This is a genomic window from Coxiella-like endosymbiont (assembly GCF_030643785.1).
In the GTDB taxonomy this organism is placed as follows: Bacteria; Pseudomonadota; Gammaproteobacteria; order Coxiellales; family Coxiellaceae; genus Coxiella.
Map to the genome: position 1 here is coordinate 736,279 of NZ_CP094378.1, position 17,885 is coordinate 754,163.

Genomic DNA, 17,885 nt, shown 5'->3' on the forward strand with positions numbered 1-17,885 from the left:
GTTATTTTTTCTTAATAGCAGTGTTCTTCAATATTAGGAAAAGTAGAGGTTTTCACTTCTTGATTGAAATCATTTAATGCATCTTTAATGAGCTCAAAGCCATCTAAGAATTTTTTCAAATATTTAGGTTTGAATTGATTATTCATGCCTAATAGATCTTGTAATACGAGAACTTGCCCTGAAGTATAAGGGCCCGCCCCAATACCGATTGTTGGAATGGCAATAGAATTTGTTATGTCTTTGGCTAAATTGGTAGGTATACATTCCAATACGAGAGCAAAACAGCCAGAATTTGCTAGTGCTTCAGCATCCTTTTTTAATTTATCAGCCGCCGATTGATTTTTACCTTGAACTTTAAAACCACTGATAGCATGGATGGATTGAGGGGTCAGCCCGAGATGCCCCATAACGGGGATGCCTGATTTTACGACGTGGCGGATTAATTTTAAATTGCCGTCGGCGCCTTCTAGTTTAATAGCGTTGGCTCCTGCTTGCATGAGCTTTTCGATGGCTGTCATACTAGTAGTTAAATCTTTACGATAGGAGCAAAAAGGCATATCCCCAATGAGAAATTTATTAGAGGCGCCTTTCGTCACAGCTTGGATGTGTTGCACCATTATGCCTACAGTTGCTGGGAGAGTGGTTGAATGACCATACATGACCATAGCGAGACTGTCCCCTACTAAAATACAGTCGACTTGGCTCTGTGAAATAATATAAGCGGACCAATGATCGTAGCAAGTTACCATACTAATTTTTTTATTATTTTCTTTCATGAATTGAAAATCATAGGTATTCATTGGCCTTCACCGAAAATGAAAGGAATAGGGAAATAAGTTCAGAAAATAGAGTGATTTTTTTAGAGGTACCTGTTGCATTGGATCAAGTCCGTATTAAGGTTTTAAAGAGAATAAACTTAAGGGAAAAAAACGCAAGGGAATTAGCAAATGTCGTAAGCTTTTAGTGATCTGCGCTTTAACCAACGAAGGACGATGGTTCAAGAATTTGACAGCAAGAAGTAAGGTCATAGCGCTGAAAAATGCAATGATTCAAAAACGTTAACCGAAAGCGATTACCTCCTCCGATAGATTCTAAATTAAGATATTAAATTATAAGATATTAAATTATGCCACTTAAAATTATGCCATTTAATATAGATAATTAACCATAGACTGGATTTAAACTAAATTTCTCGAAGCGATCGCCATTTAAGTTTTTGAAAAAATATAAAAAAGACAATCCCAATTAGAATGGCAATAAATAATTTTTTTATGCTTTGCTTGCTATCCACAAAATTAATCATGCTTTACTGCCACCCAGAAAGGGGCAAAAATAAAAAAAGTCCTACTAAAAATTTAATGCAATACACTAAATAGGAATTGATTTTTTATTGAAGGGGAAATATTGGTGTTTACTCGTTCCATAGACGTTACATAAACGACGTTACATAAACCAGCCACTTTCCAAAGATGAAACCACAGTGTTAGCATAAATCAGACATGCGAGCCAACCCAAACCCAATAGAGCAGCCATATACCCCGAAAAAGGACCAACATTGTCCCCATGGTAAGTCAATTTTGCCCACCCAGTAAATTAAGGAAGAAAACTATGAAGACCCCAATGAACACCACTTGAACGAGAGAGTAATAGCGTCATTAGAATTTTCAGTTTCTGCTGCTAGTTCGACGTCATGATGGAACCCAGTAAAAGCAAAGGCAATCCCACCCATCGCAACCGCATTAACAATGCCATGCCATATCAGCGGAGCAAATCCTTCATAGAGGTAAAAATTTTGGGTATGAAAATTCACTGATAATAGTTTGATAGCAATGAGAATTATGATCCTAATTAATTATGATCCTAATTTTAAAAGCAGTCATTAACATATTCGAACGGACTAAATGACAAACACTTGTGCGATATTCAACTAACATAAGAAAACCATTAATCTAGGGTGGCCCAAATAGCCCTATGTGCGTAAGGCCATGTTGGTTGCCTTAGGGATGATCGGTGAGGCTCAGGAAAAAATACTGCTATATTGCAAAATGGCTTGAACTTCAATTGGTGGCATTGTGACTCACGAAAGCCAGGCAATCCAACTACCAGGCAATCCAACTAATTAACAAAACTCGTAGTCATTCCATGGCTGTACTGAGGAATTTGTGCTACTCCCTCCCGCTACGGGAAACATGGTAGAGAATTCTGCAAACGTAAAAGTGATGATTAACACCATGGCCCCCCGGGGGCCCCCGCCTATCAACCATGAAATAAGTGCTGCAGGTCCTGCGGTTTGTGCTGCATAATAAGGCCCGAACAACCAAGCGGATCTAATCATTCATTAATTGAAATAAGAAATATGAATAGTAGTAGTGTAATAGTAATGTAGTAGTAGTAGTAAGTAGTGGACTAAAAGTTTATTTCAATTTCATTGTACATCCCTTTTGAAGGACAACTATAGAAATTATATACTTGTTCGGAGTGGCCGGTGAAAAAAATGAGAAGGAGAATAATGTGAATATATTGGGTGATCGCGACTTTACGGATTCCCCTTGCATTGGTATTTGTAGTGCGACGGCCTTGGGTGACGAAATTTGTATTGGCTGTGGGCGCACTTTTGAAGAAGTTTGTCGGTGGAATTCTTTATCTGACGAGGAAAAAATTGCGATTAATCTTCGATTAGCTCAAGATAGGGAAGGGCTACATTCTTTTTAAGAGAAAAAAATTTTAGAAATTAATTACTTAGTAGAAAAACTTAATAACCTCAAAGCTCGTGCGCAAGCCTTGCGGAGTATCTTTGACCTTGACGTCAAGAAAACGCGATTATTAGAAATTCAGTGTGAATTGGAAAATCCAGCTCTTTGGAGAAATCCTGAAAAAGCTCAATCCTTAAACCGTGAACGATCTGAATTGGAAACTCTTATTTGGCGATGTGATGAAGTTGAACAAGGAATCAATGATGCTATTGAATTAATCAATCTTCTTAAAGAAGAACCAGACGTTGATTTGCGTAAAGAATTAAATAATGAAGTCGAACGTCTGCAAAATAAAATTGGAGAGATGGAATTTCAACGGATGTTTTCTGGAGAAATGGACTCCCGAAATGCCTATTTAGATATTCAAGCGGGCTCAGGCGGAACGGAAGCGCAGGATTGGGCAGAAATGCTTTTGCGCATGTATTTGCGTTGGGGGGATAAACACAGATTTACTACCATGTTAATGGAAGTTTCTCCGGCGGAAGTAGCTGGCATTAAAAGTGCCACTGTTGAGTTCCAGGGGGAGTATGCTTACGGATGGTTACGCACGGAAACCGGAGTCCATCGTTTGGTTCGGAAATCGCCTTTTGATTCTGGCAACCGTCGGCATACATCCTTCGCTTCTGTATTTGTTTCTCCGCAAGTAGAAGAAGATATCGATATTGAAATTAACCCCGCTGAATTGCGAATTGATACCTACCGTGCTAGCGGTGCTGGTGGTCAGCACGTAAATCGAACAGACTCAGCGGTGCGTATTACTCATATGCCCAGTGGTATTGTTGTCCAATGCCAGAGTGATCGATCACAACACAAGAATAAAGATCAAGCAATGAAACAGCTCCGAGCTAAGCTCTATGAGTTGGAAATGCTAAAGCAGCGTGAGAAACAAGCTGCTCTTGAGGCTTCTAAGTCAGACATTAGTTGGGGGAGCCAAATTCGTTCTTATATTTTAGATGCTTCGCGGGTAAAAGATTTGCGAACTGGAGTTGAAACGAGTAACACTCAGGCTGTTTTAGATGGAGATATCGATTTCTTTATCGAAGTGTGTTTGAAACAAGCAGAATAATCCTGCCATTAGATTCCTAACCCTTCTCAAGTACGTTATGATAATCCCTTTTAATGAGTGTGATGAGATGGAATTAAAAGAACAAATCAAAGAAGAAAATGAGCAAATTGTACAACGCAAGTTAAAGCTTGCGAAATTGCGCGAAATGGGTCAGGCCTATCCCAATAATTTTAAACGTGACCATTTAGCATCTGATTTACATGCCGCTTATGATCAATATACAGAGGAACTTTTAGCGTATGAAGCTATTTCTGTCAAAATGGCCGGACGCATGATGACTCGTCGACTTATGGGAAAGGCCAGTTTTGCTCATATTCAGGATATGACGGGGCAAATGCAAATTTATGTTACCCAAGATAATTTGACAGAAGGCGTTTATTCAAAATTTAAAAATTGGGATCTTGGAGACATTATTGGCGTTGAAGGTGAACTTTTTAAAACAAAAACTGGGGAATTATCTGTTAAAGCCAAAGAGATCCGATTATTAACCAAAGCACTACGCCCTATACCGAATAAATTTCATGGGCTACATGATCAAGAACAACGTTTTCGTCAGCGCTATCTCGATTTAATTGTTAATGAAACATCGCGTCATTTATTTCAAACACGCTCACGGATTATGACGCAAATTCGTCATTTTTTAGATAATCGTGGTTTTATGGAAGTCGAAACCCCTATGATGCATCCCTTAGCAGGAGGGGTGCAGCTGCGCGCCCTTTTGAAACCCACCATAATGGGATGAATATGGATTTATATTTGCGTATTGCTCCCGAATTGTATTTGAAGCGATTGGTAGTTGGTGGTTTTGAAAAGGTTTATGAAATTAATCGTAATTTCCGTAATGAAGGCATTTCGACCCGGCATAATCCGGAATTTACCATGCTGGAATTTTATCAGGCTTATGCGACTTATCAAGAAATGATGCTACTTACTGAAGAGATGATTCGGTATTTAGCTGAAAAAATTTTTGGTCGATTGCAAATGACTTATCAAGGTGTAGAGATTGATCTTAGCAAGTCTTTCCTACGCCTTTCTTTACGTGAAGCAATCTTAAAATTTAATCCTGAAATAAAGAGTGGCCAGATTGATGATCTTAATAAAGCACGCGCCTTAGCTAATCAGTACGAGATTGCCACCCCGATACATTATGGTTTAGGAAAAATTCAAACAGAATTATTTGAAAAACTCGTTGAAGAAAAATTTCAACAACCTATTTTTATTACTCATTTTCCTAAGGAAGTATCGCCATTATCGCGAAGCAATGAAATTAACGATTTTGTTACGGATCGTTTTGAATTTTATGTCGGAGGTCGAGAAATTGCGAATGGATTTTCTGAATTAAATGATCCCGAAGATCAAGCAGCTCGTTTTCGTGAACAATTAAAAGCTCGTGATATAGGTGATTTGGAAGCGATGAACTTTGACGAAGATTACATTACGGCGCTGGAATATGGCCTTCCGCCTACAGGAGGCGAGGGTATTGGTATTGATCGCTTGGTAATGCTCTTCACCGATAGACCTTCCATCCGAGACGTGATTTTATTTCCGCTGTTGCGGATTAAAAATGAAAGTAAAAATTGATTGCGTACTATAATCAAAGCGTTTAAATATAGGTTATTGTAATTTTACGTCAAATATGTGCTATTTTTAGGAGATCCCTCGCCGGGCTCGGGATGACGTGCTACACTGTGCCGAAACCACATCCAAAAATTACGATGACTTAATTTTCTAAACGCTTCGTGTATAGTTTAAGAGTGAAGCTCCTTTTAGTTTTTAACTTTCTGCTTTTGCTGGGATAGCAGTAACCTTTTTCAATGCAACTTGATTAAAAAAAATGTTGCTGCTAATAACAGTATCCAGAATGACGGCTAACAATTCGTGTTCTTTATTTCCTTTTGAGGCTGCTTCAATAATAATCCCCACGTTTTGATTGTTTTGGTTTTTTAATTCATCTCCCGGTGCCGGTAAAGTTTGACAAATAACATCGGCGCGATAAAGATGACGTTTTAACTTTCCCAGGTAGTGGGTGCGCCCAATGATTTCTTGACCGATATAGCATCCTTTCGTAAAACTAAGAGCTCCCCACCTTTGTAAATTTATCATTTGCGGAATTAAGGTCGCTGTGGTTCGGGGATAAATCCACGCCAATCCGACGTTGATATTTAGGGCGCGCCAGGCGTTTTCCTTAATTTCGGTTATTTCGATGTCGACGGGAGGTCTAATTGTCGTTGTGAAAAAATCATCGACAGCTACTAATTCAACATTGGAAAAAACGGCATATTTTTTTAAATGATCGAGGGTAAAAGGAACCATCGATTTTGGTAGCAAAAAATAATAATTTTCTCCTTGGCGGAAAATATAAAAATTTGCAATCATTCGACCTTTGGGATCGCAACAGGCACTAAGTGATCCATGGGTTTCAGTAATCTTATGCACGTCACAGGTGAGTTGACCTTGTAAAAAGGTGGTGGCATTTGCACCGTTGATGGCTATAGCTGCGAAATGATTAAGCGGAATAGTGTAAATTGGCATAATGCTAAAAGATTATAACATCTCTTGCATTTTAACCCGAAATCATTATCATGCCAGCTCATCGTTGGGCAAAGGTTAACCACCATGAAAACTCCAGGCAGAGCCAATCATCCATCTACCTGTTGGCCACCCGTTCAAGGCGCTCCTCGTATCGCTCTCGCATGGCTTATGTGGGGTGCGACAGCCTTATTTGTATTATTTCAGTTCTTTTTACAGTTATCTTCAGGGGAGATTATTGATGGCTTGATGAAGAGTTTTTCCTTGAGCGCCTTCGGCGGAGGCGTGTTGGCCAGCACTTACTATTATATTTACGTGGTGTTACAAACACCTGCAGGATTGTTAATCGATCGTTTCGGGCCGCGACGGTTACTTTCATTGGGGGCATTGACTTGTGCATTTGGCTGTTTATTGTTTGGTTCTGCTCATCTTTTAATTTGGGCTATAATCGGTCGTCTTTTAATGGGTTTTGGCGCCGCTTTTGCTTTCGTTGGATCTTTGAATGTTATTGCAAAATGGTTTCCTCCTAAACGATTCGCGCTAATGGCAGCGGTAGCTGAAACCATCGGTATGAGTGGAACGCTTGTGGGCGGTTTTTTTCTGGCGGATTTTGTTCAATGCATGGGTTGGCGTTACTCGATGATTGGAGCTGCAGCCATTGTGGCTGTCATTGGTGGGCTCGTCTGGATGATTGTCCGTGACGCGTCTCCTAGCCCAATCTCAGCTTCTTCTGAAAAGAGTCCTCAGAGCATGAGGCAAGATTTTTATTTACTCATTAAAAAACCAAAAATATGGTTAAATGGTCTTTATTCTGGGTTGATGTTTTCCATCATTACGGTATTTGTCGCTCTTTGGGCTATTCCTTACATGCAATTAGCGCATCATTTGAGCCTGGTTATGGCTAGCGTTGTATGCAATCTGGTTTTCATTGGAGTAGTGCTGGCGGGTCCTCTGGTGGGCTGGCTGGATGGTCGTATTGCGGATCGTCGATGGCTTCTCTTGACTTGTTCTTTGGTGTCAGCAGGATTAATAGGGATTATTATTTACGTGCCGCAATTACCCTTGCCAATGGCAATGGGTGTTATGATGTTATTAGGCATTTTTGCCAGCGGCTATGTACTCACGTTTGGTATTGCTAATGAAATTGTCCCTCGCCACATGCGCGGGACAAGTTTAGGTTTAGTGAATGCATTATCTGTAGGCGCTGCTCCTTTATTGCAACCGATTATTGGTCTTGTTTTGCATCTTACAGCACGTTCTACAACAAATGCTGGTGAATATTACTCGATCCATAATTATCAAGAAGCATTAACCTTAATTCCAATTTTAATTTTAATTGCAGGAATTTTAACAAAATGGATGCCGGTTAGAGGAAAAGGTGAATTTCTTTAGAATAAAAAAGGCGATAAATATTATTCCTTTCAGGAAGAAGGAATAGGTGGTGTGTCCTCATGCTGCAAGAGCCAACGTTTAATTTCTAGAAGAGGACCTTTAATAGCGCCGCCGTAACCACCGATGCCAGTGCTAGCGATAATGCGATGGCAAGGAATAACAATAGGGACTGGATTTTTACGACAGGCATTACCCACCGGACGTGGTTTTGTTTCTAATAGTTGAGCTAATTCCGCATAACTTCGGGCTGCTCCCACGGGGATTTTTCGCAATGCCTGTAATACTGTTTCTTGAAAGGGTGTTACATTCAAACTAAAAGGAATTTTAAAAGAAAATTCAGGATCGGCAAAATAACACAGAACTTGTTCGACTGTCTCTTTAGCGATGATGGTTTTTGGTTTAATAATCAGCTCACTGTCGCCCAGGTAGTTGATGCCTAATAAATAATTGTCCGAGGTGCGGATACCAATTTTTCCGATCGGCGTTGAGATGGTGGCTTGATAAATTAAGGCGGGGTCCACCATAAAAAATTATATTTTTTCTTTAATTCTTGCTTTGCGGCCTTGTAAATTGCGCAAATAATAAAGTTTTGCGCGGCGCACATCGCCTCGACGTTTTACATTGATTAAAGCGATCAGGGGACTATAAAGTTGGAAAACGCGTTCAACACCTTCACCATGAGAAACTTTGCGAACGGTGAAAGATGAGTTTAACCCACGGTTGCGACGAGCGATTACCACACCTTCAAAAGCTTGCAGTCGTTCACGATTACCTTCTTTTACTTTCACTTGCACCACGACACTGTCCCCGGCACGAAAAGCGGGAATTTTTTTATCTTGAATTTGTTCTTGCTCAAGGGTTTGGATAATCTTATTCATGATGACTCCTCAATAAATTCGTCGAGTAACCGCCGCTCGTTTTCGCTTAAGGTACGTCTTTTTATCAGATCTTGACGTCTTTGCCAAGTTCTACCAAGTGCTTGCTTGAGTCGCCAACGAGCTATTGCGGCATGATCACCGCTGAGCAGCACTTCAGGGACAGGCCGGTTGTCAATTTTTTCTGGGCGCGTATATTGGGGATAATCTAATAGTCCGGAGGTAAATGAGTCTTGAGAGGCAGAATCTTCGTGCCCTAGGGCTCCTGGCAAAAGTCGAGTTAGGGAATCAATCAAGATCATAGCTGGCAACTCTCCTCCGCTAATAATATAATCCCCAATTGACCATTCCTCATCTACTTCAGCTTCGATTAAACGTTCGTCTATCCCCTCGTAACGACCCGCGAGAAGAATGATGGATGTTGAATCTTGTACTTTTTTCTTTATTACTTCCTGATTGAGTAATTGGCCTTGTGGAGAAAGGTAAATGACTTTGGTACTTTCGCCTAATTTTGCTTTGGCTGCCTTTATAGCGGCAGCTAAAGGTTTAAATTTCATGACCATGCCCGGACCTCCGCCGTAAGGTCTATTATCAATGGTACAGTGAATATCTGTGGCATAGTCGCGTGGATTCCAAAAGTGAAGGGTTAAAAGATTGTGTTTAAGGGCGCGTCCGATTACACCGTACTTAAGTGCTTCGAACATCTTTTGGAAAAGAGTAATAACGCCAATGTTTAGTGATGTGTCAAAAGTCAGCATCCCAATTTACCACTATAATTTTGTTTTCTATATCCACAGATTTAACGACATGTGAAAGATATGGAATCAATCGTTCATCTCCTTGATTAGATGTTATCAGCACATCATTAGACCCCGTTTCAAACAGGGATTTCACGGTTCCTAATGCGACTCCTTTTGTAGTAACTATTCGCATTCCTATTAAATCAGTCCAGTAATACTCATTTTCTTCCAAAGGAGAAAGTGTATTTCGTTCCACAGCGATTAAATCATTCGTGTATTGTTTAGCAGTTTCGGTATCATCGAGCCCTTCTAACTTTATAACTAAAAATGGACCGTGGATTTGCCCAGTACGGAGGGAAAAGAGTTTCCATTCATCGTGATGTTGAATGAACCAGTTTTTATAAGTTAATAAGTTTTCGATAGGATCAGTGAAAGAAACGACTTTTATCCAGCCCTGGACGGCGTAAGGGCGTGCTAAACGACCCATAATAACTTTTTTGTTTTGCATAAGATGGAGAAGGCTTATGCTTCTTCTTCTTTGGTCTTCGCTTCGGTCTTCACTTCGGTCTTCGCTTCTTCCGCTATTTTAGCTTTTTGAGTTTTTGCGGATTGCTCTGCTTGGGCCCGTTTGAGCTCGCCTTTACGTGGGCCAGCTTTTTGGGCTTTTTCCGGCGATTTTTCAAGCTGTTTGAAGAGGTGTTTTACTCGTAAAGATGCTGCAGCACCTTGACTCAGCCAGTAGTTAACACGGTCTTTTTCGACCCGCAATCGCACATCATGTCCTCGGGCGATAGGGTTATAATAGCCCACTCGTTCGATAAACCGACCATCACGCGGCATACGCTTGTTAGCTACTACGATGTGGTAGAACGGGTTCTTTTTGCTGCCCCCGCGAGCAAGACGAATAACTACCATGTAAGCACCTGTATTCGTTGAAAGGCAAACATTTTATGCGAAATTGCTAACAATATGCAAGAGCAAAGGACAACTTAGAGACTTGCCCTGCCACTCCCTCGCTCTACTTTTGCTAATCATTTAAAATCACCAGCCCAAGTATTAGTCCCGGAAACTCTTATTTATTACGCCAATCAGGAGGAAGTTGATTGAATAAGTCACCAGGTAGTTGTTGGCCTTTCATTTGTTTAAAGTGCTTCATCATTTTATCACCTTTCATATGCTTCATCATTTTTTGCATTTGAGTGAATTGTTTGAGAAGTTTGTTAACATCTTGCAAGGTAGTTCCTGAACCTCCTGAAATACGCTGTTTGCGTGAGCCATTGATCAAAGTGGGAAAGCGTCGTTCCTTAGGTGTCATCGACTGAATAATGGCTTGCATTTTAACTAATAATGTATCATCCATGAAAGCGGACACTCCTTTAGGTAATTGCCTCATCTTCGGTAATTTCCCTAGAAGAGATTGCATTCCACCCATTTTTTTCATTTGATGAAGTTGCATTAAGAAATCGTCAAAATCGAAAGGCTTGCCTTTTTTGAGATTTTGAGCAATTTTTTCAGCATGCTTTTGGTCAACTTTACGTTTTGCTTCATCCACTAGGCTGATGATATCTCCCATGCCTAAAATACGAGAGACCATCCGATCAGGATCAAAAGGTTCTAAGGCCTCAATTTTTTCACCAACGCCCACAAATTTAATGGGTTTTTGAGTGATCATTCGCATAGAGAGTGCGGCACCCCCTCGAGCATCACCGTCAGCTTTTGTTAAAATTACCCCCGTTAGCGGCAGTGCTTCATTGAATGACTTTGCCACATTCGCTGCATCTTGACCCATCATGCTGTCGACCACGAGCAAAAGTTCCGTGGGATTGAGAGTGTCGCTAATGGCTTGCATCTCTTCCATTAATTCCTTATCCACATGGAGACGACCCGCAGTATCGATGAGCAAGATATCTATAAATTGTTTAGTAGCTTGAGTTAAAGCTCTTTTGGCAATGTCAGTGGGTTTTTTATTAGTTTCCGAGGGAAAAAATGTGCGTTAATCTGTCCTGCTAAGGTTTCTAGTTGTTTTATTGCTGCAGGGCGGTAAACGTCGGCTGAAACCACCATTACGGATTTTTTCTTTATTTCTTGAAGCCATCGTGCCAATTTGATGACAGTAGTGGTTTTCCCAGAACCTTGGAGGCCGGCCATCACAATAACGACAGGGGGTTTGGCATTCAGATTAATTTCTGCCTGTTCATCGCCGAGTATATGAATTAATTCATCCTGGACAACTTTGACCAATGCCTCGCCAGGTCGTACGTTGCCAATTACTTCTTGGCCGAGCGCTTTTTCGCGTACTTGATCAATAAATTCCTTAACGACAGATTGGGCAACGTCCGCTGCTAGTAAGGTAGTGCTAATGTCTTCAAGGGTAGATTGGATATTTTTTTCGGTGAGACGGCCTAACCCCCTTAGTTTATTAATAGTCGTGTTTAAATGGTCAGTCAGAGTACTAAACATGAAGATGAGTATATCATATGGTATGCTTATTAGTTGGTATGCTTATTAGTTCTATGAATAGAAGTGTTGTTTCATTATTGACAACCACAATTATTTTATTATCGGTGGCCTTGGCTTTTATATTTCCAGGTCGTTCGTTGTTCGGTGCTTGAAACAGCAGAAAACATTTATGATTTGGCTCATATAGTTCTTTTAATTGTCACTTCGGGTATATTGGTAGTCGCTGGCCTTCAAACTGTATTGTTAGCTCTCCAAGAACGATTGTTGCGACTTCGCCCATCGGGCACACTTCACTTATTTAAAAATTACCCCCCTTCAATTACCATGGAAAAAACAGTTTTTCATACTATTGTATTGGGATTTTTATTTTTAAGCATTTTATTAGGTTCCAGCATTTACTTTTTCACCAAGAGTTAGGGCGTAACTTTTTTATGGCGAAAAACCATTTTAGTATTGTCAGCCTGGTTTTGGTTTTTGTGGTTCTTTTAATTGGTCGACACAGATGGTGTTGGAGAGGACAAAAGGCTATTTACGGCACTTTATTAGGTGATTACTATTAATAGTTTTATACTTTAGCAGTCAATCAATTGTGATTCAGTAATTTTCTTGAGCTCTATTGTCTTCTAATTCGGGAGTATTAATTCTAATTAAGACCTTTACTTGGAAACCTTTGACTATGGTAGGACTCCATTGACCCATGTTGATGTTCAATACCTTGGTGTATTGCTCTTCTTATTTATTTTAATATCTGATTTTTCTGGCTCAGAAACAGGAATGATGGCCATTAACCGCTATCGTTTGCGTCATTTGGCCCGTAAAGGTAAGGTAATGTCAAGGCGTAACGAGTAATGCAGCTTTTACAACGGCCGGATCGATTAATTAGTGTTATTTTGATTGGTAACACTTTCGCCAATATTTTGGCTTCGGCGATTACCACCGTTTTCGGTGATTGTTATCGTTATTGCTATTCATTTTTTAGGATATTTGGGAGTTATTGTTGCGACAGTAATTTTAACTTTATTGATTTTGATACTTGCAGAAACTACGCCTAAAACATTAGGCGCTTTACATTCTCAGCAGGTTGCTTTTCCAACTGCCTTACCGATTAAAATTTTATTACGTGTGCTCTACCCATTGGTTTTGTTGATCAACACTATTGCTAATGGTTTCTTACATATTTTTATCGTCAAGGTAGCTGCACATTTACCAAAGACTTTAAGCCCCGAAGAGTTGCGAAGTATTGTTCGTAAAGTAATAGGAAAAATAATAGGAAAAAATCTTTCGGGTTATCAACAAATGCTATTATGAATTTTAGATTTAGGGAAAATGACAATAGAAGATGTAATGATACCGTGCAATCGAATATACGGTATTAATCTCACTGATAAGTGGGATAAGATACTAGTGGATCTTTTGGTGTCAAAATATGATTTTTCCCTCTTTATGTTACTTTGTTGAATCATCGTTGAATCATCAGTTACTTATTGAGTTAGCCTTATTGGGGTAGGTGCTATGGGATTAGGAATCGATTGGCAGATTGGTAGAACCCCTGGTATGGAACTTGCCTTTATTGCAGGTATTAATGAAGCAGAAAAAGCCCAAAGTGTTTATGGAAAAAAGAGGCGCCTTATTTTCGACAAAAAAATAAAACAATGGAGTTGGTGTTAGATGAGTATGGAGACATTCAATGGCTTGTAACTTTACGAGGTATTTTGGAAGAAATTGTAGGAGAATTTTCGATTGGTGTTGGTGATTCCTCGCAATTGATTCATAAACAAAAAGAAGGCAGTTTTTTATATAGATGAGCGAATTAGTGTGTGCGATTTAAATCGGTTTTATGCAATGGAATTTGCCAATAACGAGGCCTAAGACATTAAGTGGGCTTCTCATGGTTGAATATTTAGAAAGCATCCCTCTGTCGAGAGTTGCTTTGCGTTTAGCCGGATACTGTATGGAAGTAATTAAAGTAAGTCGTAATGCCGTTCGTTTGGTTAGGGTATGTACAAATAGCTGAGTCAAGGAATGACTTTATTGCAATTAATAACTGCATCCCCTTGCTTTTATTAATTTTTATCTCTTTGAACACTCCTTACTTAGGAAGTTTTAAAGGTTTAGTTGTTGTTGTTAAGAAGCAAATTACTTTATTTGTTAATCGTTTAATTGGAGCTATTCATTTGGCGCAAAATACTGCCGTTGAGCAAGGCCAAGTGATGCATTTATGTAGTGTCGTGATGGACAACATTGCGATCATCAATGGAGCCAGGGATAAATCATTCAAGAATTGAATACCAAAAAGCTCCGTCAATATTATGCCAAATATTTCTCCGGATATCGGTTAAATATAGTGAAGTAGTTTAAATCATAATACTTATTTGGATTTTACTGTCATTTGGATTTTACTGTCAGTGGCTTTACCAGAGGCCAACAAAGGTATTTTTTTGGTATTTTTTTGCCCCCTCTAAGCATAAACAAACTACCGTGAGTTTAATAATCACGCAAAGTGGTCGATTACGTCTAAACCGTGCTAAGGTGTATGATTCTTTTCAATTAATTAATAGGGTTAATTCATAATGCGAATTATTTTATTAGGGCTTCCCGGAGCCGGTAAAGGAACTCAAGCAGAATTTATTGCCAATCGATTGGATATACCCAAAATTTCGACAGGAGATATGTTACGTGCTGCTGTCAAAGCAAGAACTCCTTTAGGGTTAGAAGTAAAAAAGGTAATGGAAGAAGGGGGCTCGTTTCAGATGACATTATGATTGTATTGGTGAAAGAACGCGTGAATTCACATGATTGTCGAAAGGGCTATTTATTAGACGGTTTTCCACGTACCACGGCACAAGCAGAAGCATTACATAGTAAGAAAATTAAAATCGATTTGGTGATTGATATCGATCTGCCAGAAGAAGAAATTATTGAACGTATGACAGGTCGATTGGTCCATCCTGCTTCGGGTCGCACTTATCATCGACGATACAATCCTCCAAAAATACCCGGTAAAGATGATCTAACGGGTGAACCTTTAGTTCAGCGAGCTGATGATCATGAAGAAACGGTTCGAAAACGTTTAGCGATTTATAAACAACAAACTAGTCCTCTTAACCACTATTATTCAGTGTGGGAAAAATCAGGAGATTCTCAGGCACCCCATTATTATCGTATATCAGGCCTTGGTACTATGGATGAAGTGCGGGATCGTATTTTAAAGCTATTAAATAGCTACAAATTCGAGCTACAAATTCGCTAATCGCAATGGTATTAATTAATTAAAGATATAACGTGAACAATATAATTAACTTGAGCAATTCTCTAAAAGCCGGTTTCTTTCTTTAATGAGAATAAAGAAAAAACCCCGCTTCGCGGAGTTTTTTCAAAGAAGCTACTCCGCTGTTTTACGAGGACGTCCACGGCGACGATGGCAGCAGTTGACGCCATCGAAGCTGTTTTTCTTGGGTAATCGCGACCACGTTTCGTTTTTGTCGTGCTAACTTTGCGAGCTATTTTACGGGGACGACCCCGCTCGTTTTCTTCCAGCGGTTTTACCAGCTCTAATTGTGGTTCGTGATTTTTTAGCCGCAGCTACTTTTCGAGCTGTATCTTTTCGAAGTTTAGCGAGTTTACGTGCAGCATCTTTTCTTTACTTTCGCTAATTTCTTTTGTGCGACCACGTAACTTCTTGCGCACGTCGTTACGCTGCTTCGTGACACTTTTCAAACGCGCAAAATTTATGGAAGCTCTACCTGTTAAGATGTCCTCGCTTGCGAGAAGTTTTTCGTTTTTTTTGCTGGCATCTTTTTTTCTGATTAGATAATAAAAACGACAATTAAGTTTTACATAAAAAATCAATAAGTGTAAAGAAATAAGTGGCTTTTTTATCATTTTATCATTTTATCATTTTAATAGAAAAATCGGGCGGAAGTGGTAGAATTTTGGTGTTTTAGAGCTCTTAAAAGAAGGAAGGGGAGAGGAAATCCTCTGGCTGAGAGGAAAATAGACGATAGGACCTGAATGTGGAGCACAATATAATCTTTTCAATTTTTCTCATTTTCGCTGGTGCGGCAGTCCTATCAACTTTTGCTTTAATGACCCGCCAATCGATGTTGGTTGCTTACATGCTATTAGGGATTTTGTTTGGGCCGTGGGGATTAAAATTAATTGCTAATACCGACATGCTTCGAACGGTCAGCGACGTGGGAATTATCTTCTTATTATTCCTTTTAGGCCTTAATTTGCCTCCGCAAAAATTGATAACTATGTTCAAAGAAATCACCTGGGTAGCTTTAATCAGTTCGATCGTCTTCGCGATTATAGGATATCTCGTTGCTTACTTTTTTAGTTACTCGATAGTGGAGTGCTTAGTTATTGGTGGTGCGATGATGTTTTCCAGTACGATTATCGGCATTAAGTTATTGCCAACCACGATTCTGCATCATCAACATACCGGAGAGGTAATGATCAGTGTTCTTCTGCTGCAGGACTTAATCGCTATTGCCGTTCTGTTTTTATTACACGGAACTTCACGTGAGGGGAAGGTGCTGGTTGATATTAGCTTAGTAGTATTAGGATTCCCTGCTATTTTAATTTTCGCTTATTTATTTGATCGTTTGGTTTTATTTCCTTTATTTTCTAAATTTAATCGGATTAAGGAATATCTCTTTTTATTGGCAATTGGCTGGTGCCTCAGTATGGCTCAGTTAGCTTCATTATTGGGTTTGTCGGGTGAGGTAGGTGCTTTCATTGCTGGGGTTAGCTTGGCTTCAAGACCGGTATCCGTTTATATTTCTGAAAGTTTAAAGCCAGTACGGGATTTTTTCTTAGTTTTATTTTTCTTCTCTGTGGGGGCTACTTTCGATCTTAATTTTTTACCTCTTGTTATCATCCCTGCATTAATTTTGCTTATTTTATTGATGGGGATAAAGCCTTTAACCTATAGATTGTTGCTACGTTGGATGGGAGAATCCAATCAAGTAGCTTGGGAAGTAGGAGTACGCTTAGGTCAAATCAGCGAATTTTCTTTGATTATTGCTTACATGGCTCTTAGCAGTCATATTATTTCAGATAAATCAGGCTATTTAATTGAGAGTGTTACTATATTATCTTTCATCATTTCCTCATATTGGGTTGTTATTAAATACCCTACGCCTTTGGCAATGTCCGACCGTCTGCGACGAGATTGAGAGCTAGCTATATGGGATGGTTGAAGAATGGATTGCTATAGCCAAAAAGATAAGCGAGAATGAGACCCATTTGAAAGTCAGTAGAGAGTGGATAGTTATTATGGCTTTGACCGCCATTTTGTTGTGTTTGGTGATACAGTGGTGGCTTCATTTTGATAGCTATAGCAGGCAATATCATTGGTTTGACGCTTATTTTCATTGGATGAAGGAAAGGTTTGAACATTTGTCTTTTTGGCGTGGAATTGGCGGTGTTGGTATTGTTGTCCTGCCCCTGCTTCTTATTTACATTTTGATTGCTCTTTTTGTCTGCCATCTCTTAACGATAGTTGGTTATTATTTTCTAACGGTGGTGGTTTTATGGTATTGTATGGATACACGTTCCCATGCTCCAGAAAATATAGCTCATGTAACAGTTGAAGAGGTTTTGATTAATGCCTATCGACGCATCTTCGCATTGATTTTTTGGTTATTAATTCTTGGATCAACAGGCGTGGTCCTTTACACATTAGTAGCAAACTTGAATCGCCATTTAGGAAATCATTCTTTGGAGGAAGATAACAATTTGTACTTGGCAGCAAGGAGAATAGAAGGCGTATTAGATTGGGTTCCTGTAAGGTTGACTGGTATTACATTCGCTCTCGTTGGTTACTTCTCAGCAACATTTAAACGATGGTATTCCTATGTGTACACTGGAATTGCTTCTGCGCGACAGCAGATCATCGAATATGGGCTAACCGCTTTAGGAATTGAAGAAAGTCATCCGTTATTAGTGGAAAAATTGGTGGCTATTGATGGATTAATTAATCGAGCGTTATGGGTGTGGCTTGTGGTGATAGCCTTGTTTACAATTGGGCGCTGGATTGGTTAGCTTACGAAGCGATAATCACCCA

General features: G+C 39.6%; 20 protein-coding genes and 4 pseudogenes. 13 read left to right on the forward strand and 11 right to left on the reverse strand.

The window, feature by feature from the left end; translation table 11 throughout:
• Positions 1–11: 11 nt before the first annotated feature.
• From panB to MRH55_RS03855, 3 genes are all read right to left on the reverse strand, one after another.
• Entirely contained in the window at positions 12–800 is a 789-nt protein-coding gene (gene panB, locus MRH55_RS03845) for a 3-methyl-2-oxobutanoate hydroxymethyltransferase (RefSeq protein ID WP_304984985.1), read from the reverse strand.
• 643 nt (positions 801–1,443) lie between these two features.
• Positions 1,444–1,575 carry a hypothetical protein gene (locus MRH55_RS03850; RefSeq protein WP_304984986.1) on the reverse strand — a complete coding sequence of 44 codons (132 nt, stop codon included), beginning with the start codon at positions 1,573–1,575 and terminating at the stop codon, positions 1,444–1,446.
• Positions 1,576–1,606: 31 nt separating this feature from the next.
• Entirely contained in the window at positions 1,607–1,810 is a 204-nt protein-coding gene (locus tag MRH55_RS03855; RefSeq protein WP_304984987.1) for a hypothetical protein, read from the reverse strand.
• Between the two features lie 701 nt (positions 1,811–2,511).
• On the opposite strand from MRH55_RS03855, the gene MRH55_RS03860 reads away from it, so the two are divergent.
• The 3 genes and pseudogenes from MRH55_RS03860 to lysS all read left to right on the forward strand — a co-directional run bounded on the left by MRH55_RS03860 (position 2,512) and on the right by lysS (position 5,400).
• Positions 2,512–2,712, forward strand: coding sequence for a DUF1289 domain-containing protein (locus MRH55_RS03860; RefSeq protein ID WP_304984988.1), 201 nt, complete (start codon positions 2,512–2,514; stop codon positions 2,710–2,712).
• A gap of 9 nt (positions 2,713–2,721) precedes the next feature.
• Positions 2,722–3,819, forward strand: coding sequence for a peptide chain release factor 2 (gene prfB, locus MRH55_RS03865; protein WP_304986118.1), 1,098 nt, complete (start codon positions 2,722–2,724; stop codon positions 3,817–3,819).
• A gap of 67 nt (positions 3,820–3,886) precedes the next feature.
• Positions 3,887–5,400 (forward strand): annotated as a pseudogene (gene lysS / locus MRH55_RS03870) (lysine--tRNA ligase).
• Between the two features lie 192 nt (positions 5,401–5,592).
• On the opposite strand, the gene ygfZ reads toward lysS, so the two are convergent.
• The gene (gene ygfZ, locus MRH55_RS03875) at positions 5,593–6,351 is read right to left on the reverse strand and encodes a CAF17-like 4Fe-4S cluster assembly/insertion protein YgfZ (RefSeq protein ID WP_304984989.1); all 759 of its coding nucleotides are present in this window, start codon (positions 6,349–6,351) and stop codon (positions 5,593–5,595) included.
• An 84-nt stretch (positions 6,352–6,435) separates the two neighbouring features.
• Here ygfZ and MRH55_RS03880 point away from each other — a divergent pair, with 84 nt between their 5' ends.
• Entirely contained in the window at positions 6,436–7,740 is a 1,305-nt protein-coding gene (locus MRH55_RS03880; RefSeq protein WP_304984990.1) for an MFS transporter, read from the forward strand.
• A 29-nt stretch (positions 7,741–7,769) separates the two neighbouring features.
• Here the strand turns inward: MRH55_RS03880 and MRH55_RS03885 are convergent, their stop codons facing one another.
• The 7 genes and pseudogenes from MRH55_RS03885 to MRH55_RS07730 all read right to left on the reverse strand — a co-directional run.
• Positions 7,770–8,264 (reverse strand): methylated-DNA--[protein]-cysteine S-methyltransferase, encoded by a 495-nt coding sequence (locus MRH55_RS03885; protein WP_304984991.1) that lies wholly within the window; start codon positions 8,262–8,264, stop codon positions 7,770–7,772.
• A gap of 6 nt (positions 8,265–8,270) precedes the next feature.
• The gene (rplS, locus tag MRH55_RS03890) at positions 8,271–8,618 is read right to left on the reverse strand and encodes a 50S ribosomal protein L19 (protein WP_304984992.1); all 348 of its coding nucleotides are present in this window, start codon (positions 8,616–8,618) and stop codon (positions 8,271–8,273) included.
• Positions 8,615–9,373 carry a tRNA (guanosine(37)-N1)-methyltransferase TrmD gene (gene trmD / locus MRH55_RS03895; RefSeq protein ID WP_304984993.1) on the reverse strand — a complete coding sequence of 253 codons (759 nt, stop codon included), beginning with the start codon at positions 9,371–9,373 and terminating at the stop codon, positions 8,615–8,617. Before trmD ends, rplS begins: the two co-directional genes overlap by 4 nt.
• A complete protein-coding gene (gene rimM, locus MRH55_RS03900; protein ID WP_304984994.1) occupies positions 9,360–9,863 on the reverse strand; it encodes a ribosome maturation factor RimM in 504 nt (167 codons plus the stop codon). Before rimM ends, trmD begins: the two co-directional genes overlap by 14 nt.
• Before the next feature lie 152 nt (positions 9,864–10,015).
• Positions 10,016–10,270: pseudogene (rpsP, locus tag MRH55_RS07720) on the reverse strand (30S ribosomal protein S16); the annotation flags it as partial.
• A gap of 157 nt (positions 10,271–10,427) precedes the next feature.
• A complete protein-coding gene (locus MRH55_RS07725) occupies positions 10,428–10,949 on the reverse strand; it encodes a hypothetical protein (RefSeq protein ID WP_369421507.1) in 522 nt (173 codons plus the stop codon).
• 39 nt (positions 10,950–10,988) lie between these two features.
• Positions 10,989–11,815: pseudogene (locus MRH55_RS07730) on the reverse strand (signal recognition particle protein); the annotation flags it as partial.
• Positions 11,816–11,989: 174 nt separating this feature from the next.
• On the opposite strand from MRH55_RS07730, the gene MRH55_RS03915 reads away from it, so the two are divergent.
• The 9 genes and pseudogenes from MRH55_RS03915 to ampE all read left to right on the forward strand — a co-directional run bounded on the left by MRH55_RS03915 (position 11,990) and on the right by ampE (position 17,863).
• On the forward strand, positions 11,990–12,232 hold the full coding sequence (locus tag MRH55_RS03915) for a hypothetical protein (protein ID WP_304984996.1): 243 nt from the start codon (positions 11,990–11,992) through the stop codon (positions 12,230–12,232).
• Between the two features lie 273 nt (positions 12,233–12,505).
• Positions 12,506–12,664 carry a hypothetical protein gene (locus MRH55_RS03920; RefSeq protein ID WP_304984997.1) on the forward strand — a complete coding sequence of 53 codons (159 nt, stop codon included), beginning with the start codon at positions 12,506–12,508 and terminating at the stop codon, positions 12,662–12,664.
• Positions 12,665–12,709: 45 nt separating this feature from the next.
• Positions 12,710–13,123, forward strand: coding sequence for a CNNM domain-containing protein (locus MRH55_RS03925; protein WP_304984998.1), 414 nt, complete (start codon positions 12,710–12,712; stop codon positions 13,121–13,123).
• Between the two features lie 204 nt (positions 13,124–13,327).
• A complete protein-coding gene (locus tag MRH55_RS03930; RefSeq protein ID WP_304984999.1) occupies positions 13,328–13,483 on the forward strand; it encodes a hypothetical protein in 156 nt (51 codons plus the stop codon).
• Positions 13,477–13,620 carry a hypothetical protein gene (locus MRH55_RS03935; RefSeq protein ID WP_304985000.1) on the forward strand — a complete coding sequence of 48 codons (144 nt, stop codon included), beginning with the start codon at positions 13,477–13,479 and terminating at the stop codon, positions 13,618–13,620. Before MRH55_RS03930 ends, MRH55_RS03935 begins: the two co-directional genes overlap by 7 nt.
• Before the next feature lie 171 nt (positions 13,621–13,791).
• Positions 13,792–14,100, forward strand: a complete 309-nt coding sequence (locus tag MRH55_RS03940) for a hypothetical protein (protein WP_304985001.1) — start codon at positions 13,792–13,794, stop codon at positions 14,098–14,100.
• 285 nt (positions 14,101–14,385) lie between these two features.
• Positions 14,386–15,065 (forward strand): annotated as a pseudogene (gene adk / locus MRH55_RS03945) (adenylate kinase).
• Positions 15,066–15,900: 835 nt separating this feature from the next.
• The gene (locus tag MRH55_RS03950; RefSeq protein ID WP_304985002.1) at positions 15,901–16,995 is read left to right on the forward strand and encodes a cation:proton antiporter domain-containing protein; all 1,095 of its coding nucleotides are present in this window, start codon (positions 15,901–15,903) and stop codon (positions 16,993–16,995) included.
• 16 nt (positions 16,996–17,011) lie between these two features.
• A complete protein-coding gene (gene ampE, locus MRH55_RS03955) occupies positions 17,012–17,863 on the forward strand; it encodes a regulatory signaling modulator protein AmpE (protein WP_304985003.1) in 852 nt (283 codons plus the stop codon).
• Positions 17,864–17,885: the final 22 nt, after the last annotated feature.

What these genes read in the sequence shown, in the direction of transcription:
- panB (WP_304984985.1), bottom strand. Translation starts at nt 800, where the DNA reads ATGAATACCTATGATTTTCAATTCATGAAAGAAAATAATAAAAAAATT.
- ygfZ (WP_304984989.1), bottom strand. Translation starts at nt 6,351, where the DNA reads ATGCCAATTTACACTATTCCGCTTAATCATTTCGCAGCTATAGCCATC.
- MRH55_RS03880 (WP_304984990.1), top strand. Translation starts at nt 6,436, where the DNA reads ATGAAAACTCCAGGCAGAGCCAATCATCCATCTACCTGTTGGCCACCC.
- MRH55_RS03885 (WP_304984991.1), bottom strand. Translation starts at nt 8,264, where the DNA reads ATGGTGGACCCCGCCTTAATTTATCAAGCCACCATCTCAACGCCGATC.
- rplS (WP_304984992.1), bottom strand. Translation starts at nt 8,618, where the DNA reads ATGAATAAGATTATCCAAACCCTTGAGCAAGAACAAATTCAAGATAAA.
- trmD (WP_304984993.1), bottom strand. Translation starts at nt 9,373, where the DNA reads ATGCTGACTTTTGACACATCACTAAACATTGGCGTTATTACTCTTTTC.
- rimM (WP_304984994.1), bottom strand. Translation starts at nt 9,863, where the DNA reads ATGCAAAACAAAAAAGTTATTATGGGTCGTTTAGCACGCCCTTACGCC.
- MRH55_RS07725 (WP_369421507.1), bottom strand. Translation starts at nt 10,949, where the DNA reads ATGGTCTCTCGTATTTTAGGCATGGGAGATATCATCAGCCTAGTGGAT.
- MRH55_RS03930 (WP_304984999.1), top strand. Translation starts at nt 13,328, where the DNA reads ATGGGATTAGGAATCGATTGGCAGATTGGTAGAACCCCTGGTATGGAA.
- MRH55_RS03940 (WP_304985001.1), top strand. Translation starts at nt 13,792, where the DNA reads ATGCCGTTCGTTTGGTTAGGGTATGTACAAATAGCTGAGTCAAGGAAT.
- MRH55_RS03950 (WP_304985002.1), top strand. Translation starts at nt 15,901, where the DNA reads ATGACCCGCCAATCGATGTTGGTTGCTTACATGCTATTAGGGATTTTG.
- ampE (WP_304985003.1), top strand. Translation starts at nt 17,012, where the DNA reads ATGGTTGAAGAATGGATTGCTATAGCCAAAAAGATAAGCGAGAATGAG.